Genomic DNA, 24,766 nt, shown 5'->3' with positions numbered 1-24,766 from the left:
TACGCACAGGAGCGACGAACATGGACTTGCAACTGAAAGGCATGAAGGCGATCGTGACCGGTGGCACGAAGGGCATCGGACTCGCCATTGCGCGCACATTCGCCGCGGAGGGCGCGGACGTCGCTATCTGCGCGCGCGATGAAGCCGCAGTGAAATCGACGGCTACCACGCTGGCCGAACTAAGCGGTGCGAGGGCGTCGGGTGCGGCGGTCGATGTATCGGACGGCGACGCGCTCAAGGCGTGGGTCGGACGCGTCGGTGCGGAGTGGGGCGGTATCGATATCGTCGTGGCCAACGTGAGCGCGCTTGCGATCGGCAACGACATCGCGTCGTGGCGCAAGGAGTTCGAGACGGATCTGCTCGGAACGGTCAACCTCGTCGATGCCGCCATGCCGTTTCTCGCAGCGAGCCAAGCGGCTTCGATCGTCGCGATATCGAGCGTGTCGGGACGCGAGATCGATTTTGCGGCGGGCCCGTACGGGGTCTTCAAGGCAGCGCTTGTTCACTACATGCAGGGACTCGCAAATCAGCTTGCATCGAAGGGCATCCGCGCGAATACGGTGTCTCCCGGCAACGTGTATTTCGAAGGTGGCGTGTGGGACTGGATCGAACATAACGACGCGACGCTGTTCGAGCGCGCGCTTGCTTTGAACCCGACCGGGCGCATGGGCCGTCCGCAGGAAATCGCCAACGCAGTGGCGTTCATCGCAAGTCCGGCGGCGAGCTTCGTGAGCGGAGCGAATTTCGTCGTCGATGGCGCGCTCACACGCGGCGTCCAGCTCTGAGCGCTTTAAGGTACGGATAATTCAACAGGAGCATCGAATGGAACAAGGCAGTGCGATGGACATCGATCTGGACGCTCTCACGGCCGCTGCCGTTCAGGCGGGTTTTCGAGCCGGCGCATTCACGGCCGAGCAACTGACGCGCGCGTGCTTCGAGAGGATCGAGCGCGACAACGCGAAATACAACGCGCTGATCTTTCTGAACCCGGACGCCATCGACGATGCGCGCAAGATCGACGCACGGCGCGCATCGGGCGAAGCGCTCGGACCGCTCGCGGGGGTGCCGGTGGTCATCAAGGATCCGATGGACATGGTCGGCTTTCCGACCACGGCGGGCTGGGCGAAGTTATACAGCAAGAAGGGCGGCGTCGATCTGATGCCCGAACGCGACGCGCCGGTTGTCGCGCGGATGCGGCGCGCGGGCGCGATCCTGCTCGGCAAGACAAACGTGCCGATCCTGAGCCATACCGGCTCGCATGCAAACGATAGCTGGGCGGGGCCGACCATCAACGTGGCGATGCCCGACCGCGTGCCGGGCGGCAGCAGCGCGGGAACGGCGTCGGCGGTAGCGTCCGGCATGGCGGTGCTCGGACTCGCTGAAGAGACCGGCGGATCGATTCAGAACCCGGCCTCGGCGCAGGACCTCGTCGGCATCAAGCCGACCATCGGGCTGGTGCCGAATGCGGGCGTCGTCCCGCTGTCGGGTAATCGCGATGTAGTCGGGCCGATTGCCCGCAACGTGCGCGATGCAGCGCTTTGCCTCGACGTACTCGCGGGCTATTCGAGCGAAGACCCTAAGACGCTTGCGAGCGTCGGCAGGCAACCGGAAGGCGGTTATACGTCGGCGCTGGCGCCGGATGCGTTGAATGGCAAGCGTATCGGCTTATATGGGCCAGGCTGGCGCGCACAACCGCTCTCCGATGAAGCCGCCACGCTGTATGAGCGGGTCAAGTCAGAGTTGACGGGTTTGGGCGCGGTCCTGATCGACGATCCATTCGAAGGCTCTGGTTTCGCCGATCTGAGAAAGCCGACGCCGCCGCTGGAGCACTTCGATGCACGCGGACTCGAATCCATTCCTTACGATCTTGAGAAATACCTGCAGCGTCTCGGCAAGCAGTCGCCGCTCAAGACGTTCGCGGAATTCGCCGAAGCGACCAAAGACGACAATGCGTTCGGACCCGACGGCGTGTTGCGCTATCTGCACAGTCTTGCCGATTTCAAGGTGGCGCTGGCCGATCCATCATTGCCGCCGGAGATGCCCGAGTTCGTCGATTTGAAGGCGCGCTATCTGCGAATCTTCGATTCAGTGATGAGCGCGCAGCGGCTCGATGCGCTCGTCTTTCCGCAGATGCGATGCGAGCTTCCTCCGCTTCACGGCACGGACATCATCCACGAGACGACGGTTGGCGAGATCAATATCGCAGGCTTGCCGGGTATTGCGGTTCCGGCGGGCTATTACGCGTCGGGGTCACCGTTCGGGCTGATCTTCGTTGGCCGGCAATGGGACGAGGCGGCGCTTCTCGGATACGCCTACGCGTACGAGACCATCGCGGGTCGTCAGTAAGCGAATGATTTTGCGTGCGGACCTGGCGTGCTCAAAGAACGCCAGGTCCAGACTCAGCTTTGAGTTCGTCGGCAGGTCGCGTGAAAATCTCGGCGAGTAAAGCGCCTCCCCGGCACGGTTTCGAAGAGCCAGTTACAGTACGAGCTCGACGCTTGTTCGACTGCGACTGATAGAATTCGAAATGCCTTCTTTTTTCCAGCTTCGGCGTGAAAGCTTTCTTTTCGCCCCTGTTCTAGCGCTGTGCGTGTTCATCGCCGCGTGTTCTCGACCGGCCGAACCGTGGCGCCTCACCGATGTGAGCGGCCACCTGCCTGACCTCGCACTCTCGCTCGTCGACGACAGCGGTCACGCTGTCACTGGACAATCGTTCAAGGGACGCGCGACGCTCGTCTACTTCGGCTATACGCATTGCCCGGACGTGTGTCCCGAAACAATGGCTCGGCTCATTCAGGTGCTTGGGCAACTTGGCGCCGACGCGAACCGTGCGCAGATCGTCTTCGTCACCGTCGACCCCGCCCGCGATACGCCTGCGGAGTTGAAGGCATACGTCCGTGCGTTCGACTCGTCGCACTCGGTCGGTCTGACGGGTTCCGGCCGCGATATCGAGGCGATTGCAAAGCGATATCGGGTCGCATACCAGATGGAGAAACGCGATACGCACGGCGAGTATGCCGTCACGCACAGCTCCGCGATCTACATCTTCGACGCGCAAGGCCATGCGCGCCTGCTCGCAACCGACAACGACTCCGTCGATGCCATTGCACATGACGTAAGGCGCGTGATCGACACGGAGAAGTCATGATGGAAGCGCTTTTATATTGGCTCGACCCGTGGGAATTCTCACCGACGGTCGTCGTCGCCGTGCTTGTGGCGGCGGTCCTGTTCGCGCGCGGCGCGCGGCATGCGCGCGTAACGTTCGCGCGCCACGTTGCCTTCTGGTTAGGGCTCGGCAGTATCTACGTCGCCCTTCATACGCGGCTCGACTATTTTTTCCAGCATGAGTTCTTCATGCATCGGCTGCAGCATTTGGTACTGCATCATCTCGGACCTTTCCTGATCGCACTGTCGTATCCCGGCGCTGCCATCCGCGCAGGCATTCCTTTCACCTGGCGACAGCGCTGGCTGCGACCGGCGATGCAAACGCGCCCAGCGCGTTTCGTTCTCGACGTGCTGTTCAATCCCGTTGTCGCGGTGACGCTTTTCGTCGGACTGATCTACTTCTGGCTGCTCTCGCCGATCCACTTCATCGCGATGCTCGACGAGCGGCTATATCGAGTGATGAACTGGAGCATGGTGATCGACGGTCTGCTTTTTTGGTGGCTCGTGCTCGATTCGCGACCGGCGCCGCCCGCACGGCTCGCGCCGGGGCGGCGCATTCTCGTCGTGATCGCGGCGATCCCGCCGCAGATTTTGCTCGGCGCATACATCTTCTTCAGTTCGCACGAACTATATTCGATCTATTCGATTTGCGGGCGCGCGTTCACGTGGATCAGTCCGATGCGCGACCAGCAGATCGGCGGCTTGTTGTTGTGGATTCCCGGTTCGATGATGAGCGTGATCGGCGCGTTGATTGCGCTGCGTCATTGGCTAAGGCTGTCGGCACGTTCGCGATTGCGCGACGAGCAAGTTCGGCGCGGCGGTGCGGTTCTTAATGCGCGTTGAGCGCGGCTTGCGTTCCTTTCGCTGCCGTGGCTCGCGGTCAACGAGATCGGAACAGAAGAGCGATTAACGCGAATTCGAACGAGAAAAATCTGGCGCGGCGAGATTTGTAATCGAGACCGTGACCTGGGTACGGCATTTGCTGACTTGCGTGCATTGCGCTAGCAGCAGCCACATCCGGGTACGGACTCGATGTCGAACGCCAGCAAGGTATTCGTAAATTTAAAGCTTCCGAGTAGTCAGCCGAAGCGTCCGATAGTGGCAATCGCCGCCTGCCTCTTAGCAACGCATGCACGCGCTGAGACGCCGCTAAATTACTTTCTTCACGCAGCGGGTCCGGCTGCGTATCCAACTCGCACGCTCGGTTGGATTTTCACGGCGATCTGCATCGCCGTATGCGTGATCGTCGCCATTCTTTTACTTTGGGCTGTGGTCCGGCGGCGTCCGCTGGTGTCGTCGGAGGAAATCGGTTCGACTGGCAAAGGCATGCGCTGGATCTGGATCGGTACAGGCGTGTCGGTCCCCGTACTGGTCGCCATGCTCGTGTTTGCTTTAGTGACGCTCCAGCGGGTCGCGACGCCCTCCGTTAGCCCAGCGCTTACGATTACCGTCACCGCTTACGACTGGTGGTGGAAGATCTCCTACCCTGATGCGCGCCCGAACGCTCAAGCGTTCGAAACGGCGAATGAGATTCACATCCCGGTGGGTCAACCCGTTCGCGTCGTGCTGAAAAGCGCGGACGTCATTCATACGTTCTGGGTGCCGTTGCTTGGCGGAAAGACCCAAGCTATTCCCGGCCAAAACAATGAGCAATGGATTCAAGCCGATGTGCCCGGCGTGTATCGAGGACAGTGTTCGCAATTCTGTGGATCGCAGCATGCGCACATGGCATTCGAAGTGGTGGCCGAGAGCCCGGAAAAATTTGCGCGATGGAGCGAGAGGCAGTCACGTAGCACCGTTTCGAACGCGTCGCCTTCGAGCATCGCCGGTCAAAAGCTGTTCCTGGACAAATGCGCGGGCTGTCACGCCGTGCGCGGCACTGATGCGACCGGTGCGCTGGCGCCGGATCTGACGCATCTCAACAACAGACGCCTGATCGCGGCGGGCATGCTTCAGAACACGGCTGAGAATCAGATGGACTGGATCGTCCACGCACAGCGGATCAAGCCTGACGGGCGTATGCCGAGCATCGATCTGAGCCGCACCGATGCGGCGAATCTCAGCGCGTTTCTCTCGACGCTGAATTGAGCGAGGTCGGTGGCCAATGACAATAAATCCGCGTTCGCTTCAAACGATAGAGACACCGGACGCAAGCCGGACGGAGGAGGGACCATCCTGGCGCGTGCCGGAGCGAGGGCGCTTGCCCGAAGGCAGCATTCGGCAGAAGCGTCTGGAAGGATTGTGGGAAACGGAACCGGGCTGGCGCGGTTGGCTATCCACGGTCGACCACAAGACGATCGGCGTGCGTTATCTCATCACCGCATTCGTCTTTCTGCTGATGGGCGGAGTCGAAGCGCTTATCATGCGCCTGCAACTTGCGCGCCCCAACGCGACGCTGCTAAGCCCCGAGGAATATAACCAGCTATTCACGATGCACGGCGTGACGATGATTTTTTTGTACGCCCTGCCGGTGCTTTCGGGATTCTCGAACTATGTGTGGCCGCTCGTGCTCGGCGCGCGCGATATGGCGTTTCCTCGGCTCAACGCGCTCTCGTACTGGCTGTTTCTCTTCGCAGGAATCTTTCTCTATTCGAGCTTCCCCTTCGGGCAAGCGCCAAACGCGGGATGGTTCAATTACGTACCGCTCGCCGGCCTCGAATACAACACCGGTCCGAACATCGATGTCTACGCGCTCGGTATGGTGCTGCTCGGGGCATCGACGACGGTGGGCTCTGCCAATTTCGTGGTGACACTCCTTCGAATGCGCGCGCCGGGCATGTCGCTCGACCGTGTGCCCGTCCTCGTGTGGGGCACGTTCACCGCATCCTGTGGAAACTTGCTCGCGGTGCCTGTTGTGAGTCTCGCGTTCTTCATGTTGTGGCTGGATCGCCAGTTTGGCACGCACTTTTTCGATATCTTGAACGGTGGCCGGCCATTGCTTTGGCAGCACATGTTCTGGATGTTCGCGCATCCATGGGTCTATGCCGTGGTATTGCCTGCCATGGGCATCGTCTCGGACGCGCTGCCTGTCTTTTGCCGACGCCCTTTGGTGGGCTACGCACCTGTCGCACTGTCGACCGTCGCGACGATGATCATCGGTTTCATCGTGTGGATTCACCACATGTTCGCCACAGGCATTCCGGCGCTCGCGCTGGCGTTCTTCGGCTCGGCCAGCATGGTCATTTCCATTCCCAGCGCGATCGCGACCTTTGCGTGGCTTGCCACGATCTGGACGGGCCGGCCGGTATTCAAGACGCCATTCTTTTTTTTCGCGGGCTTTGTCCTGCTGTTCGTCATGGGCGGCGTGTCCGGCGTCATGACCGCGGCCGTGCCGCTCGACTGGCAACTCAACGACACTTACTTCATCGTGGCCCATCTCCACTATGTGCTTCTTGGCATTAACGTGTTCCCCGTAATAGGCGGCATCTACTACTGGTTCCCGAAAATCACCGGGCGGATGATGAGCGAACGACTAGGCAAGATCGGTTTCTGGGTGATGTTCATAGGATTCAATCTCGGCTTCTTTCCGATGCACATCTCGGGTCTGCTCGGAATGCCCCGGCGAATCTACACATATGGCCCAGAAATGGGCTGGAGCACGGTCAACATGATTACGTCGATCGGCTCGTTCGTGTTCGCAATCGGAATATTGATTTTCCTGATCGACCTGGTCTACAGCTACAGACACGGAAAAGTCGCGGGCAATAATCCATGGGACGCGCCGACGCTCGAATGGTCGATTCCTTCGCCGCCGCCGCCGTACAACTTCGCGACCATTCCGTTCATCGCGAGCCGTCATCCGTTGTGGGAAACCCGCCTTGAAAGCGAATTGCCCGGCGAAATGCGCTCTGTGCTGACAGAAGGCTACATATTCGATCAGGGTCGCGAGGCGCTTGCGACCACTGTACTGAGCGCCTTTCCCGACGCGATCATGAAGATGCCCTCGGACTCCTATTCGCCATTCGCACTGGGCGTGTTCTCCGCGCTTCTTTTTGCGGGAATGCTGCTGCACGCGTGGGGACTCGCTGGCATCGGCATTGCCGGAAGTGCTGTGTCGCTAGTGATGTGGATGTGGCCGGAGCCGCGACTAGGACAACGCGAGCCGTCGGTGGATTCCCAAAGAGGCGCCCATGGCTAGCGATCAATCGATACCCGTGCTTGAACGAAGGCTGCCGGTGGGCAGTGTGGGCCGCCATGCGAGCGGCTGGTGGGGAATGTGGACGCTTATCGCGACCGAAGCCGCGCTTTTCGGCTATCTGATATTTTCCTACCTCTACCTTTACTCGCAATATACGGGGACGTGGTTGCCCGACGGACGACCCAAGCTTGGAACGGCGGGTATCAATACTGTCGTGCTGCTTTCAAGCTCAGTGTTCGTCTGGCTGTGCGAACGCTTGGTCAAGCGTCGCCGGTTTCCGCTTGCCGTCGCGTCGATGTGCGTCGGGATTCTGCTCGGTATTCTCTTCGTGGCTTTGCAGATGAAAGAGTATCGCGAACATCATTTTGGTCCGAGTACGCATCTCTACGGCTCACTCTATTTCACGATAACGGGCTTTCACATGCTGCATGTGATCGTTGGCCTGTGCGTGCTGATCTTTCTTCTCGCAGGTACGGGATTGCACTATTTCGATGAGCAACGGCACAGCGCACTGACGATTGGCGGCATGTATTGGCACTTCGTCGATGTCGTCTGGTTGTTCATATTCAGCACCTTGTATCTCTCTCCGTATCTCCTTTGAAGGAGACCGATCGGTGCTCGCAAACATGACCCAGCCCAAGAACCCCGAAAACGCGAGAACCGTGGTTGTCGGCGCGTTTGTCTTCGCGGGACTGCTCTCTCCGCCGCTCGCGTGGATCGTTCAGATATGCGCGAGCGAAGCGCTTGCCGCGCAATGGTGCTATCCCGCGAACCGGCCGTTGAGCACTCCGTTGCGTGGCTCGCTTGAGATGTGGATCGGCGGTGTCAGCGCCATGTGCATAGCGCTTGCGATCGCTGGCGTTATCGCGGCTTGGGGAGGTTGGAAAAGAACGAGACTCCAGTCGGCAAAGAACGAACGCGCCGGTTCGTCGACTGGCCTGCCGATGCGCTTTCTTGCGCTAGTTGGGCTGATCTCAAGTCCACTATTTTTGCTTGGATCGCTTTTGACGGGGATGGCAGCGCTGATTGTTTCTCCTTGCAGGCCATGGTGATGAGAGCGCTAACGTATCTATCGCTACTGCTTGGCGCGGCGCTTTTCGTCGGCGACCTTTCTGCATTCGCGCAATCCGGCGCAGACTTACCGGCACTAGTCGTGCGCGGTGCAAGCGTCGCGAAGCTCGGCGATTGCGCGGGATGCCATACGGCGCCGAAGGGCGGTGCCCCATTTGCTGGCGGGCTGGGAATGGCGTCGCCTTTCGGCACGATCGTATCAAGCAATATCACACCGGATAAGCAGTTCGGGATCGGCAAATATAGTTACGAGGACTTCGCGCGAGTGTTGCGGGAAGGTGTAGCCCCCGACGGCAAGCACCTTTATCCTGCCATGCCGTATCCATCGTTTTCAAAAATAAACGACGACGACATGCGAGCGCTTTACGCTTATTTCTTGCATGGCGTCCAGCCAGTTCACGCTAGCGCGCCGCCGACCAGTTTGCCGTTTCCGTTCAATCAACGATGGGCACTTGCTATATGGAATTTCGCGTTTGCGTCCAAGGGGATTTACAAGCCATCGGACAAGCGCGACGCGCAATGGAATCGTGGTGCCTATCTCGTGCAGTCTCTAGGTCACTGCGGAGCGTGCCACACGCCGCGCGGTCCCGCATTTGAAGAACGGGGCTATGACGAGTCGTCCAAACGCTTTCTGGCGGGCGGGGTCAACGATCACTGGTTCGCTCCAAACTTGACCGGCGACCCGGGCGCAGGATTGGGTCGCGTACGGCAAGACGAGATCGTGTCGTTTTTGAAAAGCGGTCATGGCGGCGGCCTGGTAGCATTTGGAAGCATGGTGCAAGTCGTCGAGGACAGCACGCAATATGGGTCCGACGACGACCTGAATGCGATCGCCGTCTATCTCAAGAGCCTCCCGGCGAACGAGTCCGCCAGCAAATATGCTCCAGATTCGACGACCGCTAAATTGACGTCAGCCGCGATGCACACCGGAGCATTTGCGCGCCCTGGCGCCGGAATCTACCTCTCGTTCTGCGCGAAGTGCCACGGAAACGATGGAACCGGCGTCGTCGACAAATACCCGAAGCTTGCAGGTAATCCCGCCGTGCTCGCACCCGATGCCACGTCCCTGATGCGTCTGTTGGTAGAGGGAGGCAATAGCCCCGACACCATTCACGGGCCTGAACGAAAGAAAATGCCCGCATTCGCAAACAAACTGACGACCACAGAAATGGCGAGCGTGCTGACCTTTATTCGCACGACGTGGGGTAACGACGCGCGTCCCGTTTCGGCAGCAGACGTTCAGCGGCTACGCGCAGACATTCACAAATAGCGAGCCGCCCGATCGTCCGTTAGAGTCCGCGCGCGATGCGCAAGTATTCGTCGAACAGGGCGCGCACATGCTTTGGCATTCGGCCGTTGTTGGAGCTTACGGCCGCAACGGTGCCTTCCTTTGGAATGACGAAGAGGAACTGTTCGCCGAAGCCGCTAGCAAAATAGCCGCGTGGTTCGACCCACCACAGATAGCCATATCGAGCGTCGAGCACCGGCAAGCCGCCTGCGCTGTGCGGCACCGTCGCTTCGTGAATGTACGCGTCGTCGAGGAGGCGCAGGCCTTGCCAGTCGCCGCCCGACAGCATGACCTGTCCAAGTTTTGCCACGTCGCGCGTGGTCAGTGAAAGTCCACGACCGGCAAACGCGTTCCCTTCTTCATCCACTGCCCATTCGAACCGTTCGATGCCAAGTGGCTCAAAGAGTTTCGCCTGTGCAAAGACGTCGAGCGGCTGATCCGTCGCCCGCGCGAGCACGATCGAAAGAAGGTGGGCTGCGTGAGAGTCGTAGTTGAAATGCGTGCCGGGTTGATGCGCGAGTCGCCTGCCGAGAATGAAACGTAGCCGCTCGCCATCCAGACGGGAACACGTGCCGAGCAGACAATCGTCTACGGTACGTTCATCCCATTCGAAGCCCGACGTCATCGTCAGCAGGTGCTCGATGGTGATGCCTTGCACGCGTTCGTCGATCCCTTGCGCGCGCGCCTCGGGGAGAAATTCGCCGATCGTTTGCTGCAAGTCGCGGAGCGCGCCTGAGCGTAAAGCGATTCCCACCAGCATCCCGACGACGCTCTTCGTCACCGAATTGATCTCTTGCAGATCCGACGTCGCGACGTCCTGCCGGAAGTGCTCAAATGCAACACGCCCGTCTCGAACGACGACAAACGCGCGTATTCCGCTACCCCGTTGCGCCAGCTTTTCCCTTAGCGAAGTGAAACTTGCTTCACGTATTTTCATGGGCGCTTATCGGATGGATGCGTGGCTCGCCGTGGCTCCGCATTGGGAAGCCAGCGTTACGGCATCCCGCCGAGCGAAGGCGAAATGACGCTCCCCGGCGCGCCGGAGTCGGTGGCGGAATCTCTCGAAACCGCCCGCGTTGCGGATGGCTTGTGATTTGCCATGCAGGTGTGGAGTGCATTGTCGCCGAGGCACTGCTGGAAGTTGTCGGCGGTGTCGCCGGAGTCGAAGACGTAAATAGTCTGATCGACCTGCACTTCGGTTTCGGAAAGACGGAACGTTACGATAGTCATGGTCATGTTTCCCTGGCACAAAGATACTTGAAATCAGCATCAATCGGGCCTGCTCATCGCGACGAACCGCAGTGTCTACGAGGACGGCGCGTGCCTGCAACGCCGGACGTACCGTGCGATAAACGTACGCGTTTCGCCATCTGGAAACGCGACCGCGACCTGCTCGCCGCTCACCAACGCGACTGTGCCTTCGCCATATCGACGCACGCGCACCTGGTCGCCTAGCGCTAGCGCCGCAATTTTCCGGGCGGTTTTCACGGCGTGCGGAACGTGTTGCTCACGCGCGCTTTCCTGGATGGTAGGCGGATTCAGGCAGTTGTCGCAGCGGCCGCAGACGCCGCCAGAAAACTCGTCGTCCAAGATCGGACGAACTTGCGAGAACTTCCTGTTGCGCTTGAGAACGCCTGCTTCATCGAGGCTCGCCGCAAAGTAATCGAGCAACGCGCGCCAACGGCATTGCGCGCTCTGTGCATAGGCGATCATTCGTTCGAGCACCGCGCGATCGTGCTCCGCCATCGCGAGATAGCGCCGTGCCGCTTCCTCGATCAATGTGGTGGTATCGGCTTGGTCGATCACTTTCAACGCGCCTCGCCGCAGACGACGCACGACGCCGATCTCTTCAAGCAGGGCAAGCACAATGCGCAAGCGGTTTGCGCCAACGTTCGACACCGCGTCGCGCAAAGCGACAGCCGGCCGCTCCACTGTCCCGTTCGCGTTTTTTTCTGCAAGCACGCGCAGGGCGTCGGCAACGCGAAGAATCGTTTCGACGCCCGGATATCGTCCGCTTAGAAAAAACTGCTGGACCTGCTTGTCTTTCAATTCGAAGAGCAAAACGCAGCGTGCGTCGCGCCCGTCACGTCCCGCGCGTCCAGCTTCCTGATAATAGGCTTCGAGGCTTCCTGGCATCTGATCGTGGATCACGAAGCGGATATCCGGCTTGTCGATGCCCATGCCGAACGCATTGGTCGCGACCATGACGCGCACGCGGTTCTCCATGAACGCGTCTTGCACCGCGGTGCGCTCGGCGCTCGCCAGACGTCCGTGGTAACGCCCCGCCGACGCACCCGTATCCACTAGCGCCGCGCATACCGCCTCACATTCGGCGATCGTCGCGCAATAGACGATGCCCGGGCCTTCCAGCGAACCGGCCAGTACCACCACGCGCGCGCGTTTCGCCCGTTGATTGGTGATCTGCTCGACGGCAAATATCAGGTTCTCGCGATACACACCCGTGTTGATGATATTCGGGTCGCGCATGTCCAGTTCACGCAAGATATCGACGACGACGGAGGGCGTCGCCGTGGCGGTCAGCGCGAGTACCGGCGGACGCCCGAGCGCTTTGATCGCGTGAATGATTTCGATGAAGGCGGGACGGAAATCGTGTCCCCATTGGGTGATGCAGTGCGCTTCATCGACCACGATGAGCGGAATCGCTGGCATGTTCGGCTTAGCGAGCATCGCGACGAATTCGGCATTGGCAAGCCGCTCGGGCGTAACGAACAGGATGCGGCGCGCACCGGACTCGATTGCGCGCACGGCGTCGCGCTCGGCAGCGGCGCTAAGCGAACTGTTCAGCACGACCGTCGCGACACCGGCATCGCTCAGCTTGTCCGATTGATCCTTCATCAGCGAAATGAGCGGCGAGACGACAACGGTCATGCCGGTCAGATGCATCGCTGGAAGCTGATAACAAAGCGACTTGCCCGCGCCCGTGGGCATGACGGCGAGCGTGTCGTGTCCATCAAGCACACTGTGGATCACGCGTGCCTGTCCTGGACGCAAGGTGTCAAGACCGAAAACTCGCTTTAGCGAGTGCTGCAGAGGCGGGTCGAGAGTCTTGTCGGTGCGTGCGTCGACTGTTAGATGGGCATCCATCCCGATCCCAGCCGAAGCGCTTTCAGTCATCGTTGCTCCGGTAAGAAGAGGGGCCTACGCAGCCGCTTTCTAACCTTTAGCAATAGTGGGTCCCGGATGAGCGTGAATGGCGGAGCTCAACTTTCAATCAGCCGCAACACAGGCAGCTAGATGACTCGGTCAGATGCGTAGCGGAGATCATGCTAAGAGATCTCGGCGCTCTCGATGTTCGCCCATGCCGAGAGCTGCGAAGCCAGATCGGCGCAAGCGTGTTCCAACGCCGATGCGCTCAGATCATCGTCCGAGGAGATAACGGGCGCGCGCGCCAGAAAGTCGCGTTGAATAAGGGCTTTTCCGTTCTTCGCGATGGTTGCTGCTATTTCCACGGACGCGTATTTTCTGCCCGGTTCGCCCATGGAATAGGAGTATCGCTTCATTTCGACTTCCAGGCGCAGCGGCCGAGATTTGTCAGATGCAGAAGGATTTTGCAAGCAGCGCATCAATAGGTGAAGCGCCGGTAGTGCATCGCGCCGGTCTGTTTCCGCGCGATTTCCGGCGGTTGGAGAGGACTGGGTGATCGTTGTCCGAGCGTCGTCCTGCCGTGAATTGTCCGCAGCGATCTCATCGATTGAAAAGTTTTTAAGGCCGTCAGTCGAGGCGCAAGTCGATGCTAATGAGGATGGCTCCCTCATTACATTGGTCGCCGGCGCGGACGCGCAACCCGCGAGGACGCTCAGCAGCAATGCCACACCCGCGCTTGAAAATGCTGATACTCGGCAAACTCTTCGTAGAAGAAACATAGCAAGTTAAACAGACGCTCGACGCATTTGAAGGCCGTATGCCACGGTCACGCGGCCGAGTATCGCAGTGTTGCAAGAAATCGAAGCGCCGAAGTGCGGCAAGATATGCCGTGTATTCGTGGGCCGGGCGAGCGGGAACGTCATGGGGCATTGTTCGCTCGCTGCATCGGCGTTGCCGAATGAAGCCTGCAAAAACTCGATCACGAGAAGCGAACGCTCGTTCACTCTCATCGCCGACGTTATCAACGCAAGCTCGTCCTCAAGTTCCAGCAAAAACCGCCGTAGATGAATTGATTCGCTGATTCCCTCGCTGGTATCTCTGTCGCTCCATCAATATCGATAGACCCCGCGCTACGACTTACGCTCTGTCGCTTTTATAAAGCGCTCAAGCTCCAATATGAACCGGGTCTTCCACGTTGTTTTCTCGGCGCTGGCCTTCGCACTCATCGCCTGCTGCGGCATTGCGCTCACGCGCGCCACGTGGGGCGTGAGCAGCATTTGGCCAGCGAGCGGGCTGATGGTCGGCTTTCTCTACGAAGGCCGTAAAACGCGATGGCGCGACGTCGCGGTTGCCGTTTTCATCGGCAGTTTGCTGTCCAACTTGTGGCTTCGATCGGAAGCCGTCTCCGCATTCATCTTTGCGTTGGGCAATGTGGCCGAGGTCCTGACAGCTGCATACGTCGTGCGGCGGCGGCACGCTTCGGTGACCGCTGTGCCTCATCCGCGAGGCTTGTTTGGTTTCCTGCTGCTAGCGGCGCTCGTGCCGGCGGGCCTTTCCGCGTTGCTGGTCGGTGTGATGGTGCATGCGTTTTTGGACTGGCCCGCGCATACGGTCGCGCTAACCTGGCTTTACAGCGACGCGCTCGGACTCGCGATTTTCTTGCCGCTCGGCGCGCTGGCAAGACGGGTTTGCCGCAACCCGGCCGCGCCGTTTCGCACGAAAGGCGCCTCCAGAGCGTTGCTTGCACGATGTGTGACCGGCGCTGCGGCCCATGCCGTCATGCTCATCGTCAGCCTGTTGATTTTCAGTTCGAAGCACTACGCGGCAGCCTATTGGGCGCTTCCGCCCGTCGTGCTCGGTGTCCTCTGGGCCGGTAGCTACGCGGCGGTTACCGGCACGTTCCTCACCGCTGTCGTGGCGGTTATCTGCACCGTGGACCAGCCGTTGAATAGCGCGTTTGGACGATTCGTCGAGCCCGCGCAGGCCATTGTCGAAGTGCAGGGCTTTACGGTAGCTTGTATGCTCACCGCGTATCTCATGGCCGCAATACTCGCGGACCGTCAGCGATATCTTCGCCACACGATTCGTAGCCATCGCAGGCAACTCAGGCTCGCCGGTCATCTGCGCGTCGCCAACGAAGAACTGAATGCGCTGGCTCACCGCGATCCGCTCACCGGCCTGGCAAATCGCCGGAGGTTCGATAGTGCGCTCGCCGATGCGATACAGCAGACGTCGAGGGCCAACCGAACACTGGGCATGATGTTCATCGATGTCGATTGGTTTAAGAAGTACAACGACACCTACGGTCATCACATCGGCGACGATGCGCTCTGCGCCGTCGCCAATGCCTTGCGCAAAGGCTTGCCTGAATCCACGACCGTTGCAAGAATCGGCGGGGAAGAGTTCGCCATCGTCTGGCCGGATACGGACGAGGGCGCGCTCCTCTCATTCGCTCGGGAGACGGTGCAGGCCGTGTCGAACCTGAATCTGCCCCACAGCGGTAGCGCGTACGGACGCGTCACGGTCAGCGTCGGCGTCATCGCGATTCAAGGTTCGCGGACGACGCTTCCCACGGACCTTCTGGTCAAGGCCGACGCAGCCATGTACCGCGCGAAACAAGAAGGCCGAAATCGATATGCATTCGATCGCGCGAGCGAACGGCTAACGCTTCCGAGTCCCGCCTAAGGTCCGAACGTCCGAGGTCGGAAAGATGCTTGGACGAACGGTCCGCCTATTTGTCCTTATGCCCCGGCAACACCGCACCGAGCACTTGCCTCGCCGTATCGACGAGAACGTTGCCTTCGTTCGGATCGCCCTTCATAAGCGTCGTGGCAAACGCCTTAGCCTGTTTAAGCGTGATATGCGGCGGCAGCGGCGGGACACTCGGGTCAGTCTTCACTTCGATGACGCATGGCCGATCCAGCGCGAGCGCCTCGTCCCATACAGCGGCCATGCGCTCGGCGTCGTCGACGTAGAAACCTTTCAGGCCGATCAACTCCGCGAACTTGTGATACGGCACTGACGGGATATCCTGCGATGCCTCGAACTTCGGATCGCCCTCCATCACGCGCTGTTCCCATGTCACCTGATTGAGGTCTTCGTTGTTCAGCACCATGCAGATCCAGCGCGGATCGGCCCATTGCTTCCAGTACTTCGCCACCGTGATGAGTTCGGCCATGTTGTTCATTTGCATGGCGCCGTCGCCGACCAACGCGATCACGGGCCGCTCAGGATGCGCAAATTTCGCCGCGATCGCATAAGGCACGGCGGCGCCCATGGACGCAAGCCCACCGGATAGCGAGCACATCATGCCGCGCTTGATCTTCAGATCGCGCGCGTACCAGTTAGCGCACGAGCCGGAATCGCTCGTGACGATGGCGTTCGATGGCACGCGCGGCGACAGTTCCCACACCGTACGTTGCGGATTGACGCCGGCCTTCGCGGGTTCGAGCGCGCGTTTCTCTAGCGTCTTCCACCAATCGCTTGTCCATCCCTCGATATCCTTGCGCCATCCGCGATTGGTTTTCTCTTCGATCAAGGGCAGGAGCGCGCGCAAAGTCTCCGCGCTATCGCCGACAAGATTCACCTCCATCGGATAGCGGATGCTCAGCATGTCCGCCTTGAGGTCGATCTGTACGCCGCGCGCGGCGCCTTCCTTCGGCAGAAATTCGGAGTAGGGGAAGCCCGAGCCGATCATCAAAAGCGTGTCGCATCCGGTCATCATCTTGTAACTCGGCTCGGTGCCGAGCAAGCCGATCGAGCCAGTGACATAGGGCAGGTCGTCGGGCAATGCAGCCTTGCCGAGCAGTGCTTTTGCCACGCCCGCGCCGAGTTTCTCCGCGATGGCGATCACTTCATCGGTGGCTTGCAAGGCACCCGCGCCGACCAGGATCGCCACTTTCTTGCCCGCGTTGAGCACGTCGGCCGCGCGCTTCAAATCGTCGGCATATGGCACGATTCTGGGCGCCGTATAACCCACGCCCGAATGCAGTGTGCCGTGCTTGCGGCCCGGCGGTTCGTATTCGAGATCCTGCAGATCGTTCGGCAGAATGAGGGCCGTCACGCGCTTTTCCGCTAGGGCGATGCGCACGGCGCGATCGACGAGATGGGGCATCTGCGCAGGCACGCTCGCCTGTTGAACGAACGCGCCCGCTACGTCCTTGAACATCGCGGGAAGATCGACCTCTTGCTGATAATGCCCGCCGAGAGCGGCGCGCGCTTGTTGCCCGGCGATGGCAAGCACCGGCATGTGATCGAGCCTGGCGTCATACAGACCGGTGATCAAATGCGCCGCACCCGGACCCGACGTCGCGATGCAAACCCCCAGTTCGCCGGTGAATTTGGCGTGCGCCGACGCCATGAACGCGGCCATTTCTTCGTGGCGAGCCTGCACAAATTCAATCTTGCCCTTGGCGCGACCAAGCGCGCCGAACACGCCGTTGATGCCGTCGCCGGGATAGCCGAATATGCGCCGCACGCCCCAGGCGTAAAGACGGTCGATCAAGAAATCGCCGACGGTGGTTGTCATGGCGAAGTTCCTCCAGTTAAAGCGCGCATAACGCGTCGCAGAGTTCAAGGGCAGGTTCGTGATGGTCGTGGCGACCGCACCGTTCGCTGTCGCAATCGACATGCCGGTAGGCTAAAAGCGGGAGCGTCGGGAGGGCTTTGAGGGCTCGCGCGCAGGTGGACGACCGCGCGGACGCAACCGAAGATGGCACGGTCGCTAGCCAAGAACAAAGGCGTTCGGTGAGCTATAAGACTAGCGGCCGCCCGGCATGGAACGGGCGTTTCGGCGGTACGGCCGCAATGCGGACCACGGCTCAGCAAGCGTATTTAGCCGCGCACAGCCGCTTCGATAACGGCGACGTCGATCTTCGTCATTGGCATCATCGCCTGGAACGCGCGCTTGGCTGCATCGCCGCCTTTCGCGAGTGCGTCGGTGAGCACGCGTGGCGTGATTTGCCAACTGATGCCCCATTTATCCTTGCACCAGCCGCAACTGCTTTCCTGCCCGCCATTGCCCACGATTGCGTCCCAGTACCGGTCGGTCTCTTCCTGATCGTCCGTCGCGATCTGGAAAGAAAACGCCTCGCTGTGTTTGAAATGCGGGCCGCCATTGAGACCGATGCAAGCGACGCCCACCACGGTGAATTCGACGACGAGCGCGTCGCCCGCCTTTCCGTCGGGATAGTCGGCCGGCGCAAGATGCACCGCGCCGATGCTGCTTTGCGGAAACGTGCTTGCGTAGAAGCGCGCGGCTTCCTCGGCGTCGTGTTCGTACCAGAGACAGATCGTGCTCTCAGCCATTTTGCATGACTCCATTTGCCGGTCACTAAAGGGCAGCGACAAGGCACTGCCACGGAAAAGCTGCCATCCGAAAAACGCGCGAAAACCACGCCGTTTGTAGAACAGTATCGTTGAGCGATGGCAAGCCTTCAAGATGCTTTCGACCGCAAGCAGACTGCATGAGCGGACGCCATGATAAAAAGCGAAAATCGCAACGCGCGCAAGCTGTTTGGACGAAGCGCTCGCTAATATCTGACGAATCGGCGAGCGCGTGTAAGGAGAGCGGAACTAGTCCGCCTTATGTTGTTCGTACATCAGCCGCCGCGAGCGTCACGGACCGGCTTCGCACCATTCACGTCGTATCAGGCCAACTCAAGGGATGAGATCAATGGAACATCGATTGTTGGGTGCAACAGGATTCAAAGTGCCCGTCCTCAGTCTGGGCACCGCCACTTTTGGCGGGGGAAACGAGTTCTTCAAAGCGTGGGGCAGCACGGGCGTCGACGGCGCTCGCAGTCTGGTCGACATTGCGCTGGAAGCGGGCGTTTCGATGTTCGACAGCGCCGATGTCTATTCGGACGGCATGGCCGAGGAAATACTCGGCAAGGCAATCGCGGGTCGCCGCAACAAAGTCATCGTCTCGACAAAAGGAACGTTCGGGTTCGGAACGGGGTTGAACGACGTCGGATCGTCGAGGCATCACTTGACCGAATCGATCAACGGAAGCCTTCGCCGCCTGAATACGGATTACATCGACATCTATCAATTGCATGGTTTCGACGCGCTGACGCGCGTGGAAGAGACGCTCCGCACGCTCGACGACTTTGTGCGCGCCGGCAAGATTCGCGTGATCGGCTGCTCGAATTTTTCGGGCTGGCATCTGATGAAATCGCTCTCGGCATCCGACCGCGAAGGTCTCGCGCGGCACTCGGTGCATCAGGCGTATTACTCGCTGGTCGGCCGTGATTTCGAGCACGAACTGATGCCGTTGGGACTGGACCAGAAAGTCTCCACCATCGTTTGGAGCCCGCTCGGGTGGGGTCGTCTGACCGGAAAGATACGCCGGGGCAGTCCGCTGCCCGCCAACAGCCGCCTGCATTCGACCGCGGATAAGGGGCCGCCCGTCTCGGACGAGTATGTGTTCGATGTGGTCGATGCGCTCGATGCGATCGCGGCGGAGACCGGCAAGAGCGTGCCGCAGGTGGCGTTGAACTGGCTGCTGCAGCGGCCGACGGTGGCGAACGTGATCGTCGGCGCGCGCGACGAGTCGCAGTTCCGCGAGAACCTGGGCAGTATCGGCTGGTCGCTGACCGCAGCCCAGATCGCTCGGCTGGATGAGGCCAGCAACCTGCCGTTGCCGTATCCCTACTGGCATCAACGCGGTTTTGCGGACAGAAACCCGTCGCCGGTATAAGCGGTTCGCGGCGGCGGTCGAGAGATCTGGCGAACGATGCCGAACGACCGCCGCCAGTCCTCGCATTGATACGGCGAGAATGGATTCAAAGCGCGCGGACGAATTTATCGCGACTTTCGCTAAATTTTCATGGAAGCCATGCCGATAAGCGAGCATGAGCTCCCAAAATTATCGACCAGCCGAAGACGCCGAACTGCATAGAGCCCTCGCACGAGGCAAGCCGATGCTCGACGCTCTCAACGTGATCCGCAAAGCCAAGGGTTTGCCCTCGTATTCGGAAGACCTGGACAGCCTGGCCAAGTGGCGCAACGCCGGCGAACCCATTAGTTTGCAGATCGCCTCCGTCATTAAGCGCCTCATTAAAGACGGCGGGGTTAGATAGGACCGAACGTGCATCCGCGTCGACCCTTAACCAATCCGCTGAACCCACTGACTCCGCCACGCCGGCGCTTCAAAGGGATCCGAAAAGTACTGTGTCTCGTGGAATACCTTGCCATTGCGAAATTCCATGATGCTGACGGTAAAGGAAACTCGACCGTTATAGCGGATGGAATATTCCGTGATCCACAGATTGCCCTCTCCCTGAATTCGCCTGACCTCGAAACCGGCTGGCTTGCCCGGATGATGACTCCGCAACGCCTGCAAATTCACTCGCCCGAGGATTCGCTCGCCCGACTGGGGATAGTCACAGGTGACGTCGTCGTCGTAGATGTCGTGTTCCGCGTCGAGATTGCCCGCTGCCGAAGCTTGCCAGTGGGCGTTTAGCGCGTCACGTATTTGTTCTTCTTGCATGGCGCGTCTCCGGTGGATACCTCGCGACTTGTCGAAAAAATTCGAGCCGGTGCGGAACGGCCGTTTGTAGACTCTACTCCGCGCGCGATGGGCGATGTTCTGGCGTTTCAAGGCGGCGCTGCTTATCCCAGACGGCATCAACCGGCTAGAACGTTTCCTCGTCAGGATCGGGCCCGCGCGTCGGAGAGCCAGGCTTGGCGATCTTCACGACGCGGCCGGTCCGCGCCGACTCGTAGATCGCCTCGATGATGCGCTGATCCTGCAAGCCTTCCTCACCAGGCGTGTGAGGCGTGATGCCGCTCTTCACGCACACCGACATGTGATCGATCTCGCGCGCGAACTGGTCTTGCGGATCGATCTGCAATTCCGTGGTCGCGCTCTTGCCTTCGACCAGCATGCCATGCCGCATGCGCAATCCGTTGTAGCCGAACGCCGGGTCCATTTCCACCCAGCCTTCTGCGCCTTGCAGCCTGAAAAATCGCGATTCGTGACTCGCATAGCTCGACATGCACGTCGCCGTCAGGCCGCTCGGAAAGCGCAGGATGAAATGCACCGACTCTTCGACTTCGACAAAGCGCGGATCGCCGTCCGGCTTATGAACCGACGCGAACACGTCGAGCGGTTCCTCGCCCGACAGAAAGCGGGCCGCGTTCAGGCAATAAAGTCCGATATCGGGCATCGCGCCGCCACCGGCCAGCGCCTTGTTCAACCGCCATTGCGCGGGATCGCCGACGTTCTGCGAATTGCCCGCGATGAACTCGCGCAAGGGCCCGAGCTTTTTCTCCTTGACCATCTTCGCGATCATGCGGTCCATCGGCTCATATTGGCTTCGATAAGCGATCATCAGCTTGCGGCCGGCCCGGCTGCACGCGTCGATCATCGCCTGGCAATCGGCGGCGCTCGTCGCCATCGGCTTCTCGCAGAGCACGTGCTTGCCGATTTTCGCGGCCCGCAGCGTGTACTCCTTGTGCATGCCGTTGGGCAGCACGATATAGACGACCTGCACGCGCGGGTTATCGGCGAGACGCTCGAAGTTCTGATAATCGTGGACGTCCGTTTCCGCGAGACCATACTGCCGCGCAATCTTAAGCGCCTTCGCGCGGTCGCCCGACACGAGCGCCGCGATTTTCGAGTATTTGCAGTGCGCGAGCGCCGGCAAAATCTGATTCAGCGACAGACGTCCCAATCCGACTATCGCGTAGCCCACGCGATCGTCGGGCGGAAGATTCGCGTCGGGCGTCTCTTCCTTCTGCTCGGTGTTCGGGTCTTGAATGAGCGGAAGCCGGACCTGGTTTGCGTCGGATCCCGATGGCCCGGCGGCCCACACGCTACCCGCCGATCCGGCTGCCAGCGCGGCGGCGATTCCCGCGCCGCCGCGCTGGAGGAACGAGCGTCGTGGGTTTTCTGGCGGCGCTGCGTTCGTATCGGGCGGCAGTTGTTCGGGGTTCGTCGGTCGGCTGCGAAGAGGCATTTAAAACTCCGTGATCGGTCGCGGCGCAAGTGCGGACATAAGTGAATGCGCGACACCGAACCAGCATCCGGCGTGCCACTCGCCACGCGGCAATCAAAACGACTCGTTCGAACGTTCGTTCGAACGAATCGGAATCCGTAAGTGTTCGAAAGATCTGCACGTGCGTACTAACTGGTTAATCCCCGTCGGGGAGTATTCAGTTCCCGTTCGCGACGCCGTTATGCAATTGCAAGCCAGCATCTGCGGCTGCATCGGACCGCCACGCGCAGCCGCCCGATCCACGAAAGCGCGACAACGCAGGGAAATCCAATGAAGGGACTTACGATTCGGGCGCGGCTAGCCCTCACCATGATATTTCTCGGTGGATTGCTGACTCTCGCTGTCAGCTTCGGGCTGTTCGGCATGAGCACGATCAACGCATCGGCTCAGGACGTCAGCCGCAACAGCCTGCCTTCGGTCAATGCACTGGGCAACGCCGAAGTCACGATGGCGCGAAGCCGTCTCGCACTCGATCGCATCGCGCTCGAACCGCAGGCCGCCGATGCCGCGAGCCTCGCCGAACGCGCGCGAAAGATGGTCGACGAGTCCGACACGTGGTTCAAGCAATACGACGCGCTCGAACGTGGCGCCGAGGAGGACGCGCTCGCCAAGGACGCGAAGGCGGCACGCAGCACCTTGCGCGCGACGATCGAGCAGTTCTCCACGGCGATCACGAAGGGCGATGAAACCGAGGCGCGTCGCATTGCGATGACGGTGTTGCCGGGCGTCTACGATTCGATGGCTACGGCGTCGGAGAAGCTCAAGGTGTTCCAGATCTCCGACGCGGCGCGGCAAGACGAGGTGAACGCGCGGACGTATGAGGTGCAGAAGACCATCGGTATCGTTGCGCTCGTGGCGGGTATCGGCGCGGCCATCGCGGGCTGGTTCTTCCTGCGCCGCGCGATCATGGGTCCGCTCGACGAAGCACTGGCTCACTTCCAGCATATTTCGGCGGGCGATCTGTCGCGTGGGATCGTCGTTACGACGAACGACGAGATGGGTGAACTCCTCAAGGGCGTCGCGACGATGCAGAGCAAACTCGCGGCAACGGTCGGCAGCGTGCGCATGAGCAGCGAAACCATCGCGAATGCCAGCAAGGAGATCGCGGCCGGCAACACGGACCTGTCTTCGCGCACGGAAGAACAAGCCGCGTCGCTCGAGGAAACGGCCGCGAGCATGGAAGAACTCACGTCCACCGTGAAGCAAAATTCGGAGAACGCGAATCAGGCGAGCGGGCTGGCGAATAGCGCACGCGAAGTGGCAAAAGAAGGCAGCGCGCTCGTCGATCAGGTTGTCGTGACGATGGCCGGTATCGACGAGAGCTCGCGAAAGATCGCGGACATTATCGGGATTATCGAAGGCATTGCGTTCCAGACCAACATTCTTGCCTTGAACGCTGCAGTCGAAGCCGCGCGCGCGGGCGAGCAGGGCCGAGGCTTCGCGGTGGTCGCCGGTGAAGTGCGCAGTCTCGCGCAGCGTTCGTCGGGCGCGGCGAAAGAGATCAAGGAACTGATCGATACCTCCGGCGAACGCGTGCATGCCGGTACGGAACTCGTGGCGCGCGCGGGCGACACGATGCAGAGTATCGGCACGGCCATTCAGCGCGTGACGGACATCATGGGTGAGATCGCGGCGGCGTCGCACGAACAGAGCCGCGGCATCGAACAGGTGAATCAGGCGATCACGCAAATGGACGAGGTCACGCAGCAGAACGCGGCGCTCGTCGAGCAGGCGGCGGCTGCAGCGGGCTCACTCGAAGATCAGGCGGAGCAGTTGCGCGCGGCGGTGTCGGTGTTCAGGACGGCCGCCGCCTGAGGCGCGGCGCGGGATAACGAACTTGACGTTTGACGTCTCCGCAGTGCGGTTGGCGCATGCGGGCGCGGTCTGCCCGCGCGCATAATTCGGTTTGCCTGCTCAGGTTTGCCTGCTCAGGTTTGGTCGCTTACGCTCGTTAGCGAGATCAAGCGCAATCCGGCGACGCAAAAATAGAGGGACTGTCGGCCATTTTCTTGCCGTATCGCCGGCGGTCAGGTCGACAAAACTCAAGAACCCCGCTCAGGAAGCAGCATGAACAAGATCGCTGAAAATCAGACGATGCAGACGCCCGCTGCCTCGAACGCAGGACCGGAATTACGGCGGACGCTTGGCTCGCTCGGGCGAAAGGCCGCGATGCTCGGATTCGCCGTACTCGGCCTGCAAGCCTTCGCGGGCACCGTCAATGCGATGGAGCTCGTCGTTCCCGCTTACTACGACCCGAAGGCGACGGGCGGCTCGTGGGCCGACATCGCCACCACGGCGAGCAAGGTCACAACGACGGTCATCGCGAATCCCAATAGCGGCCCCGGCGTGGCCGAAGACCCGCTCTATACCTCGGCCATTGCGCGTGTTCATGCGGCGGGCGGGAAGGTGATCGGCTATGTATCGACAAGCTATTCGAAGCGTGCGCTCTCGGCAGTCGTCAAGGACATCAACCGGTACATCGCGTTTTATAAGCTCGACGGTTTTTTTATCGACGAGATGAGTTCCGATAATGTCATTGCGCACGTGCAGTACTACCAGTCGGTGTACAACTACGTGAAAGGCCTTTCGCCCAACTTCGTGGTGATCGCGAACCCCGGCACCAATATGCCGGAAATGTACGCGAGCCTTCCGACCGCCGACCGCTTCGTCGTCTTCGAAGACACCGCGACGCATTACGCGCGCTACACGCCCGCCGCATGGCAGCTCAGGTATCCGAAAAGCCGCTTTCTGCACATGGTCTACAACGTGAGCGCGGCGCAGATGGCGGGCACCATGCAATATGCCGCCGCCCATCAGGCCAGCGCGGTCTTCATCACGCAGTTGACGCTGCCTAATCCGTATAAAGCGTTGCCTGGTTATTGGACGCAAGAGATTACGAGCGCGCGCGCGTTGAAATAGCCCCGGAGAGCGGGTGCGAATTGGGCTAAACGCGCGTGCGCTGCAACGGCAGCGCCTCGCAAAAGCAGCTACAAGCTC

Annotated in this window: 21 protein-coding genes; 13 read left to right on the top strand and 8 right to left on the bottom strand. The window is 60.4% G+C overall.

The window, feature by feature from the left end; all coding sequences use genetic code 11:
- The first annotated feature begins 20 nt into the window (after positions 1 to 20).
- From AC3D25_RS19420 to AC3D25_RS19385, 8 genes are all read left to right on the top strand, one after another.
- Positions 21 to 785, top strand: coding sequence for an SDR family NAD(P)-dependent oxidoreductase (locus AC3D25_RS19420; RefSeq protein ID WP_488890079.1), 765 nt, complete (start codon positions 21 to 23; stop codon positions 783 to 785).
- A 37-nt stretch (positions 786 to 822) separates the two neighbouring features.
- Positions 823 to 2,346: an amidase gene (locus AC3D25_RS19415; protein ID WP_488890078.1), complete on the top strand. Its 1,524-nt coding sequence runs from the start codon at positions 823 to 825 to the stop codon at positions 2,344 to 2,346.
- A 181-nt stretch (positions 2,347 to 2,527) separates the two neighbouring features.
- Positions 2,528 to 3,148 (top strand): SCO family protein, encoded by a 621-nt coding sequence (locus AC3D25_RS19410; RefSeq protein WP_488890077.1) that lies wholly within the window; start codon positions 2,528 to 2,530, stop codon positions 3,146 to 3,148.
- A complete protein-coding gene (locus tag AC3D25_RS19405; RefSeq protein ID WP_488890474.1) occupies positions 3,148 to 4,008 on the top strand; it encodes a cytochrome c oxidase assembly protein in 861 nt (286 codons plus the stop codon). Before AC3D25_RS19410 ends, AC3D25_RS19405 begins: the two co-directional genes overlap by 1 nt.
- 189 nt (positions 4,009 to 4,197) lie before the next feature.
- A complete protein-coding gene (gene coxB / locus AC3D25_RS19400; RefSeq protein WP_488890076.1) occupies positions 4,198 to 5,253 on the top strand; it encodes a cytochrome c oxidase subunit II in 1,056 nt (351 codons plus the stop codon).
- Between the two features lie 16 nt (positions 5,254 to 5,269).
- Positions 5,270 to 7,303, top strand: a complete 2,034-nt coding sequence (gene ctaD, locus AC3D25_RS19395; protein WP_488890075.1) for a cytochrome c oxidase subunit I — start codon at positions 5,270 to 5,272, stop codon at positions 7,301 to 7,303.
- A complete protein-coding gene (locus tag AC3D25_RS19390) occupies positions 7,296 to 7,904 on the top strand; it encodes a cytochrome c oxidase subunit 3 (protein ID WP_488890074.1) in 609 nt (202 codons plus the stop codon). Before ctaD ends, AC3D25_RS19390 begins: the two co-directional genes overlap by 8 nt.
- A 450-nt stretch (positions 7,905 to 8,354) precedes the next feature.
- Positions 8,355 to 9,644, top strand: a complete 1,290-nt coding sequence (locus tag AC3D25_RS19385; protein WP_488890473.1) for a c-type cytochrome — start codon at positions 8,355 to 8,357, stop codon at positions 9,642 to 9,644.
- A 19-nt stretch (positions 9,645 to 9,663) separates the two neighbouring features.
- Here AC3D25_RS19385 and AC3D25_RS19380 read toward each other — a convergent pair whose 3' ends face one another.
- From AC3D25_RS19380 to AC3D25_RS19365, 4 genes are all read right to left on the bottom strand, one after another.
- Positions 9,664 to 10,599, bottom strand: a complete 936-nt coding sequence (locus AC3D25_RS19380) for a serine hydrolase domain-containing protein (RefSeq protein ID WP_488890073.1) — start codon at positions 10,597 to 10,599, stop codon at positions 9,664 to 9,666.
- Between the two features lie 56 nt (positions 10,600 to 10,655).
- The gene (locus AC3D25_RS19375; protein WP_488890072.1) at positions 10,656 to 10,892 is read right to left on the bottom strand and encodes a hypothetical protein; all 237 of its coding nucleotides are present in this window, start codon (positions 10,890 to 10,892) and stop codon (positions 10,656 to 10,658) included.
- A gap of 75 nt (positions 10,893 to 10,967) precedes the next feature.
- Complete coding sequence (locus tag AC3D25_RS19370) at positions 10,968 to 12,767, bottom strand: RecQ family ATP-dependent DNA helicase (protein ID WP_488890472.1); 1,800 nt, start codon at positions 12,765 to 12,767, stop codon at positions 10,968 to 10,970.
- 182 nt (positions 12,768 to 12,949) lie between these two features.
- Positions 12,950 to 13,495 (bottom strand): hypothetical protein, encoded by a 546-nt coding sequence (locus AC3D25_RS19365; RefSeq protein WP_488890071.1) that lies wholly within the window; start codon positions 13,493 to 13,495, stop codon positions 12,950 to 12,952.
- Between the two features lie 448 nt (positions 13,496 to 13,943).
- Between AC3D25_RS19365 and AC3D25_RS19360 the strand changes: the two genes are divergently transcribed.
- On the top strand, positions 13,944 to 15,452 hold the full coding sequence (locus AC3D25_RS19360; protein ID WP_488890070.1) for a sensor domain-containing diguanylate cyclase: 1,509 nt from the start codon (positions 13,944 to 13,946) through the stop codon (positions 15,450 to 15,452).
- Between the two features lie 46 nt (positions 15,453 to 15,498).
- On the opposite strand, the gene AC3D25_RS19355 is transcribed toward AC3D25_RS19360, so the two are convergent.
- Positions 15,499 to 17,295 carry a thiamine pyrophosphate-requiring protein gene (locus tag AC3D25_RS19355; RefSeq protein WP_488890069.1) on the bottom strand — a complete coding sequence of 599 codons (1,797 nt, stop codon included), beginning with the start codon at positions 17,293 to 17,295 and terminating at the stop codon, positions 15,499 to 15,501.
- Positions 17,296 to 17,600: 305 nt separating this feature from the next.
- Complete coding sequence (locus AC3D25_RS19350) at positions 17,601 to 18,074, bottom strand: VOC family protein (protein ID WP_488890068.1); 474 nt, start codon at positions 18,072 to 18,074, stop codon at positions 17,601 to 17,603.
- Between the two features lie 367 nt (positions 18,075 to 18,441).
- Between AC3D25_RS19350 and AC3D25_RS19345 the strand changes: the two genes are divergently transcribed.
- Both AC3D25_RS19345 and AC3D25_RS19340 read left to right on the top strand, forming a co-directional pair.
- Positions 18,442 to 19,467, top strand: coding sequence for an aldo/keto reductase (locus tag AC3D25_RS19345; protein WP_488890067.1), 1,026 nt, complete (start codon positions 18,442 to 18,444; stop codon positions 19,465 to 19,467).
- A 223-nt stretch (positions 19,468 to 19,690) separates the two neighbouring features.
- Positions 19,691 to 19,849: a hypothetical protein gene (locus AC3D25_RS19340; protein WP_488890066.1), complete on the top strand. Its 159-nt coding sequence runs from the start codon at positions 19,691 to 19,693 to the stop codon at positions 19,847 to 19,849.
- 26 nt (positions 19,850 to 19,875) lie between these two features.
- On the opposite strand, the gene AC3D25_RS19335 is transcribed toward AC3D25_RS19340, so the two are convergent.
- Positions 19,876 to 20,259 (bottom strand): nuclear transport factor 2 family protein, encoded by a 384-nt coding sequence (locus AC3D25_RS19335; protein ID WP_488890065.1) that lies wholly within the window; start codon positions 20,257 to 20,259, stop codon positions 19,876 to 19,878.
- A gap of 145 nt (positions 20,260 to 20,404) precedes the next feature.
- A complete protein-coding gene (locus AC3D25_RS19330) occupies positions 20,405 to 21,730 on the bottom strand; it encodes a Gfo/Idh/MocA family protein (RefSeq protein ID WP_488890064.1) in 1,326 nt (441 codons plus the stop codon).
- Positions 21,731 to 22,039: 309 nt separating this feature from the next.
- Here AC3D25_RS19330 and AC3D25_RS19325 point away from each other — a divergent pair, with 309 nt between their 5' ends.
- Together AC3D25_RS19325 and AC3D25_RS19320 are read left to right on the top strand one after the other, a co-directional pair.
- On the top strand, positions 22,040 to 23,584 hold the full coding sequence (locus AC3D25_RS19325) for a methyl-accepting chemotaxis protein (protein ID WP_488890063.1): 1,545 nt from the start codon (positions 22,040 to 22,042) through the stop codon (positions 23,582 to 23,584).
- 252 nt (positions 23,585 to 23,836) lie between these two features.
- Positions 23,837 to 24,688, top strand: coding sequence for a spherulation-specific family 4 protein (locus AC3D25_RS19320; protein WP_488890062.1), 852 nt, complete (start codon positions 23,837 to 23,839; stop codon positions 24,686 to 24,688).
- The last annotated feature ends 78 nt before the right edge of the window (positions 24,689 to 24,766 follow it).

It is taken from the genome of Caballeronia sp. SL1002, assembly GCF_057814995.1.
The sequence above is the reverse complement of the archived record's forward strand: the minus strand, read 5'-3'. Positions and strand labels throughout refer to the sequence as shown.

Coding starts and splice junctions, on each gene's coding strand:
- AC3D25_RS19385 (WP_488890473.1), top strand. CDS start 8,355: ATGAGAGCGCTAACGTATCTATCGCTACTGCTTGGCGCGGCGCTTTTC.
- AC3D25_RS19410 (WP_488890077.1), top strand. CDS start 2,528: ATGCCTTCTTTTTTCCAGCTTCGGCGTGAAAGCTTTCTTTTCGCCCCT.
- AC3D25_RS19340 (WP_488890066.1), top strand. CDS start 19,691: ATGCTCGACGCTCTCAACGTGATCCGCAAAGCCAAGGGTTTGCCCTCG.
- AC3D25_RS19380 (WP_488890073.1), bottom strand. CDS start 10,599: ATGAAAATACGTGAAGCAAGTTTCACTTCGCTAAGGGAAAAGCTGGCG.
- AC3D25_RS19335 (WP_488890065.1), bottom strand. CDS start 20,259: ATGCAAGAAGAACAAATACGTGACGCGCTAAACGCCCACTGGCAAGCT.
- AC3D25_RS19420 (WP_488890079.1), top strand. CDS start 21: ATGGACTTGCAACTGAAAGGCATGAAGGCGATCGTGACCGGTGGCACG.
- ctaD (WP_488890075.1), top strand. CDS start 5,270: ATGACAATAAATCCGCGTTCGCTTCAAACGATAGAGACACCGGACGCA.
- AC3D25_RS19390 (WP_488890074.1), top strand. CDS start 7,296: ATGGCTAGCGATCAATCGATACCCGTGCTTGAACGAAGGCTGCCGGTG.
- AC3D25_RS19405 (WP_488890474.1), top strand. CDS start 3,148: ATGGAAGCGCTTTTATATTGGCTCGACCCGTGGGAATTCTCACCGACG.
- AC3D25_RS19360 (WP_488890070.1), top strand. CDS start 13,944: ATGAACCGGGTCTTCCACGTTGTTTTCTCGGCGCTGGCCTTCGCACTC.
- AC3D25_RS19355 (WP_488890069.1), bottom strand. CDS start 17,295: ATGACAACCACCGTCGGCGATTTCTTGATCGACCGTCTTTACGCCTGG.
- AC3D25_RS19415 (WP_488890078.1), top strand. CDS start 823: ATGGAACAAGGCAGTGCGATGGACATCGATCTGGACGCTCTCACGGCC.
- coxB (WP_488890076.1), top strand. CDS start 4,198: ATGTCGAACGCCAGCAAGGTATTCGTAAATTTAAAGCTTCCGAGTAGT.
- AC3D25_RS19320 (WP_488890062.1), top strand. CDS start 23,837: ATGAACAAGATCGCTGAAAATCAGACGATGCAGACGCCCGCTGCCTCG.
- AC3D25_RS19345 (WP_488890067.1), top strand. CDS start 18,442: ATGGAACATCGATTGTTGGGTGCAACAGGATTCAAAGTGCCCGTCCTC.
- AC3D25_RS19330 (WP_488890064.1), bottom strand. CDS start 21,730: ATGCCTCTTCGCAGCCGACCGACGAACCCCGAACAACTGCCGCCCGAT.
- AC3D25_RS19370 (WP_488890472.1), bottom strand. CDS start 12,767: ATGGATGCCCATCTAACAGTCGACGCACGCACCGACAAGACTCTCGAC.
- AC3D25_RS19375 (WP_488890072.1), bottom strand. CDS start 10,892: ATGACTATCGTAACGTTCCGTCTTTCCGAAACCGAAGTGCAGGTCGAT.
- AC3D25_RS19325 (WP_488890063.1), top strand. CDS start 22,040: ATGAAGGGACTTACGATTCGGGCGCGGCTAGCCCTCACCATGATATTT.
- AC3D25_RS19350 (WP_488890068.1), bottom strand. CDS start 18,074: ATGGCTGAGAGCACGATCTGTCTCTGGTACGAACACGACGCCGAGGAA.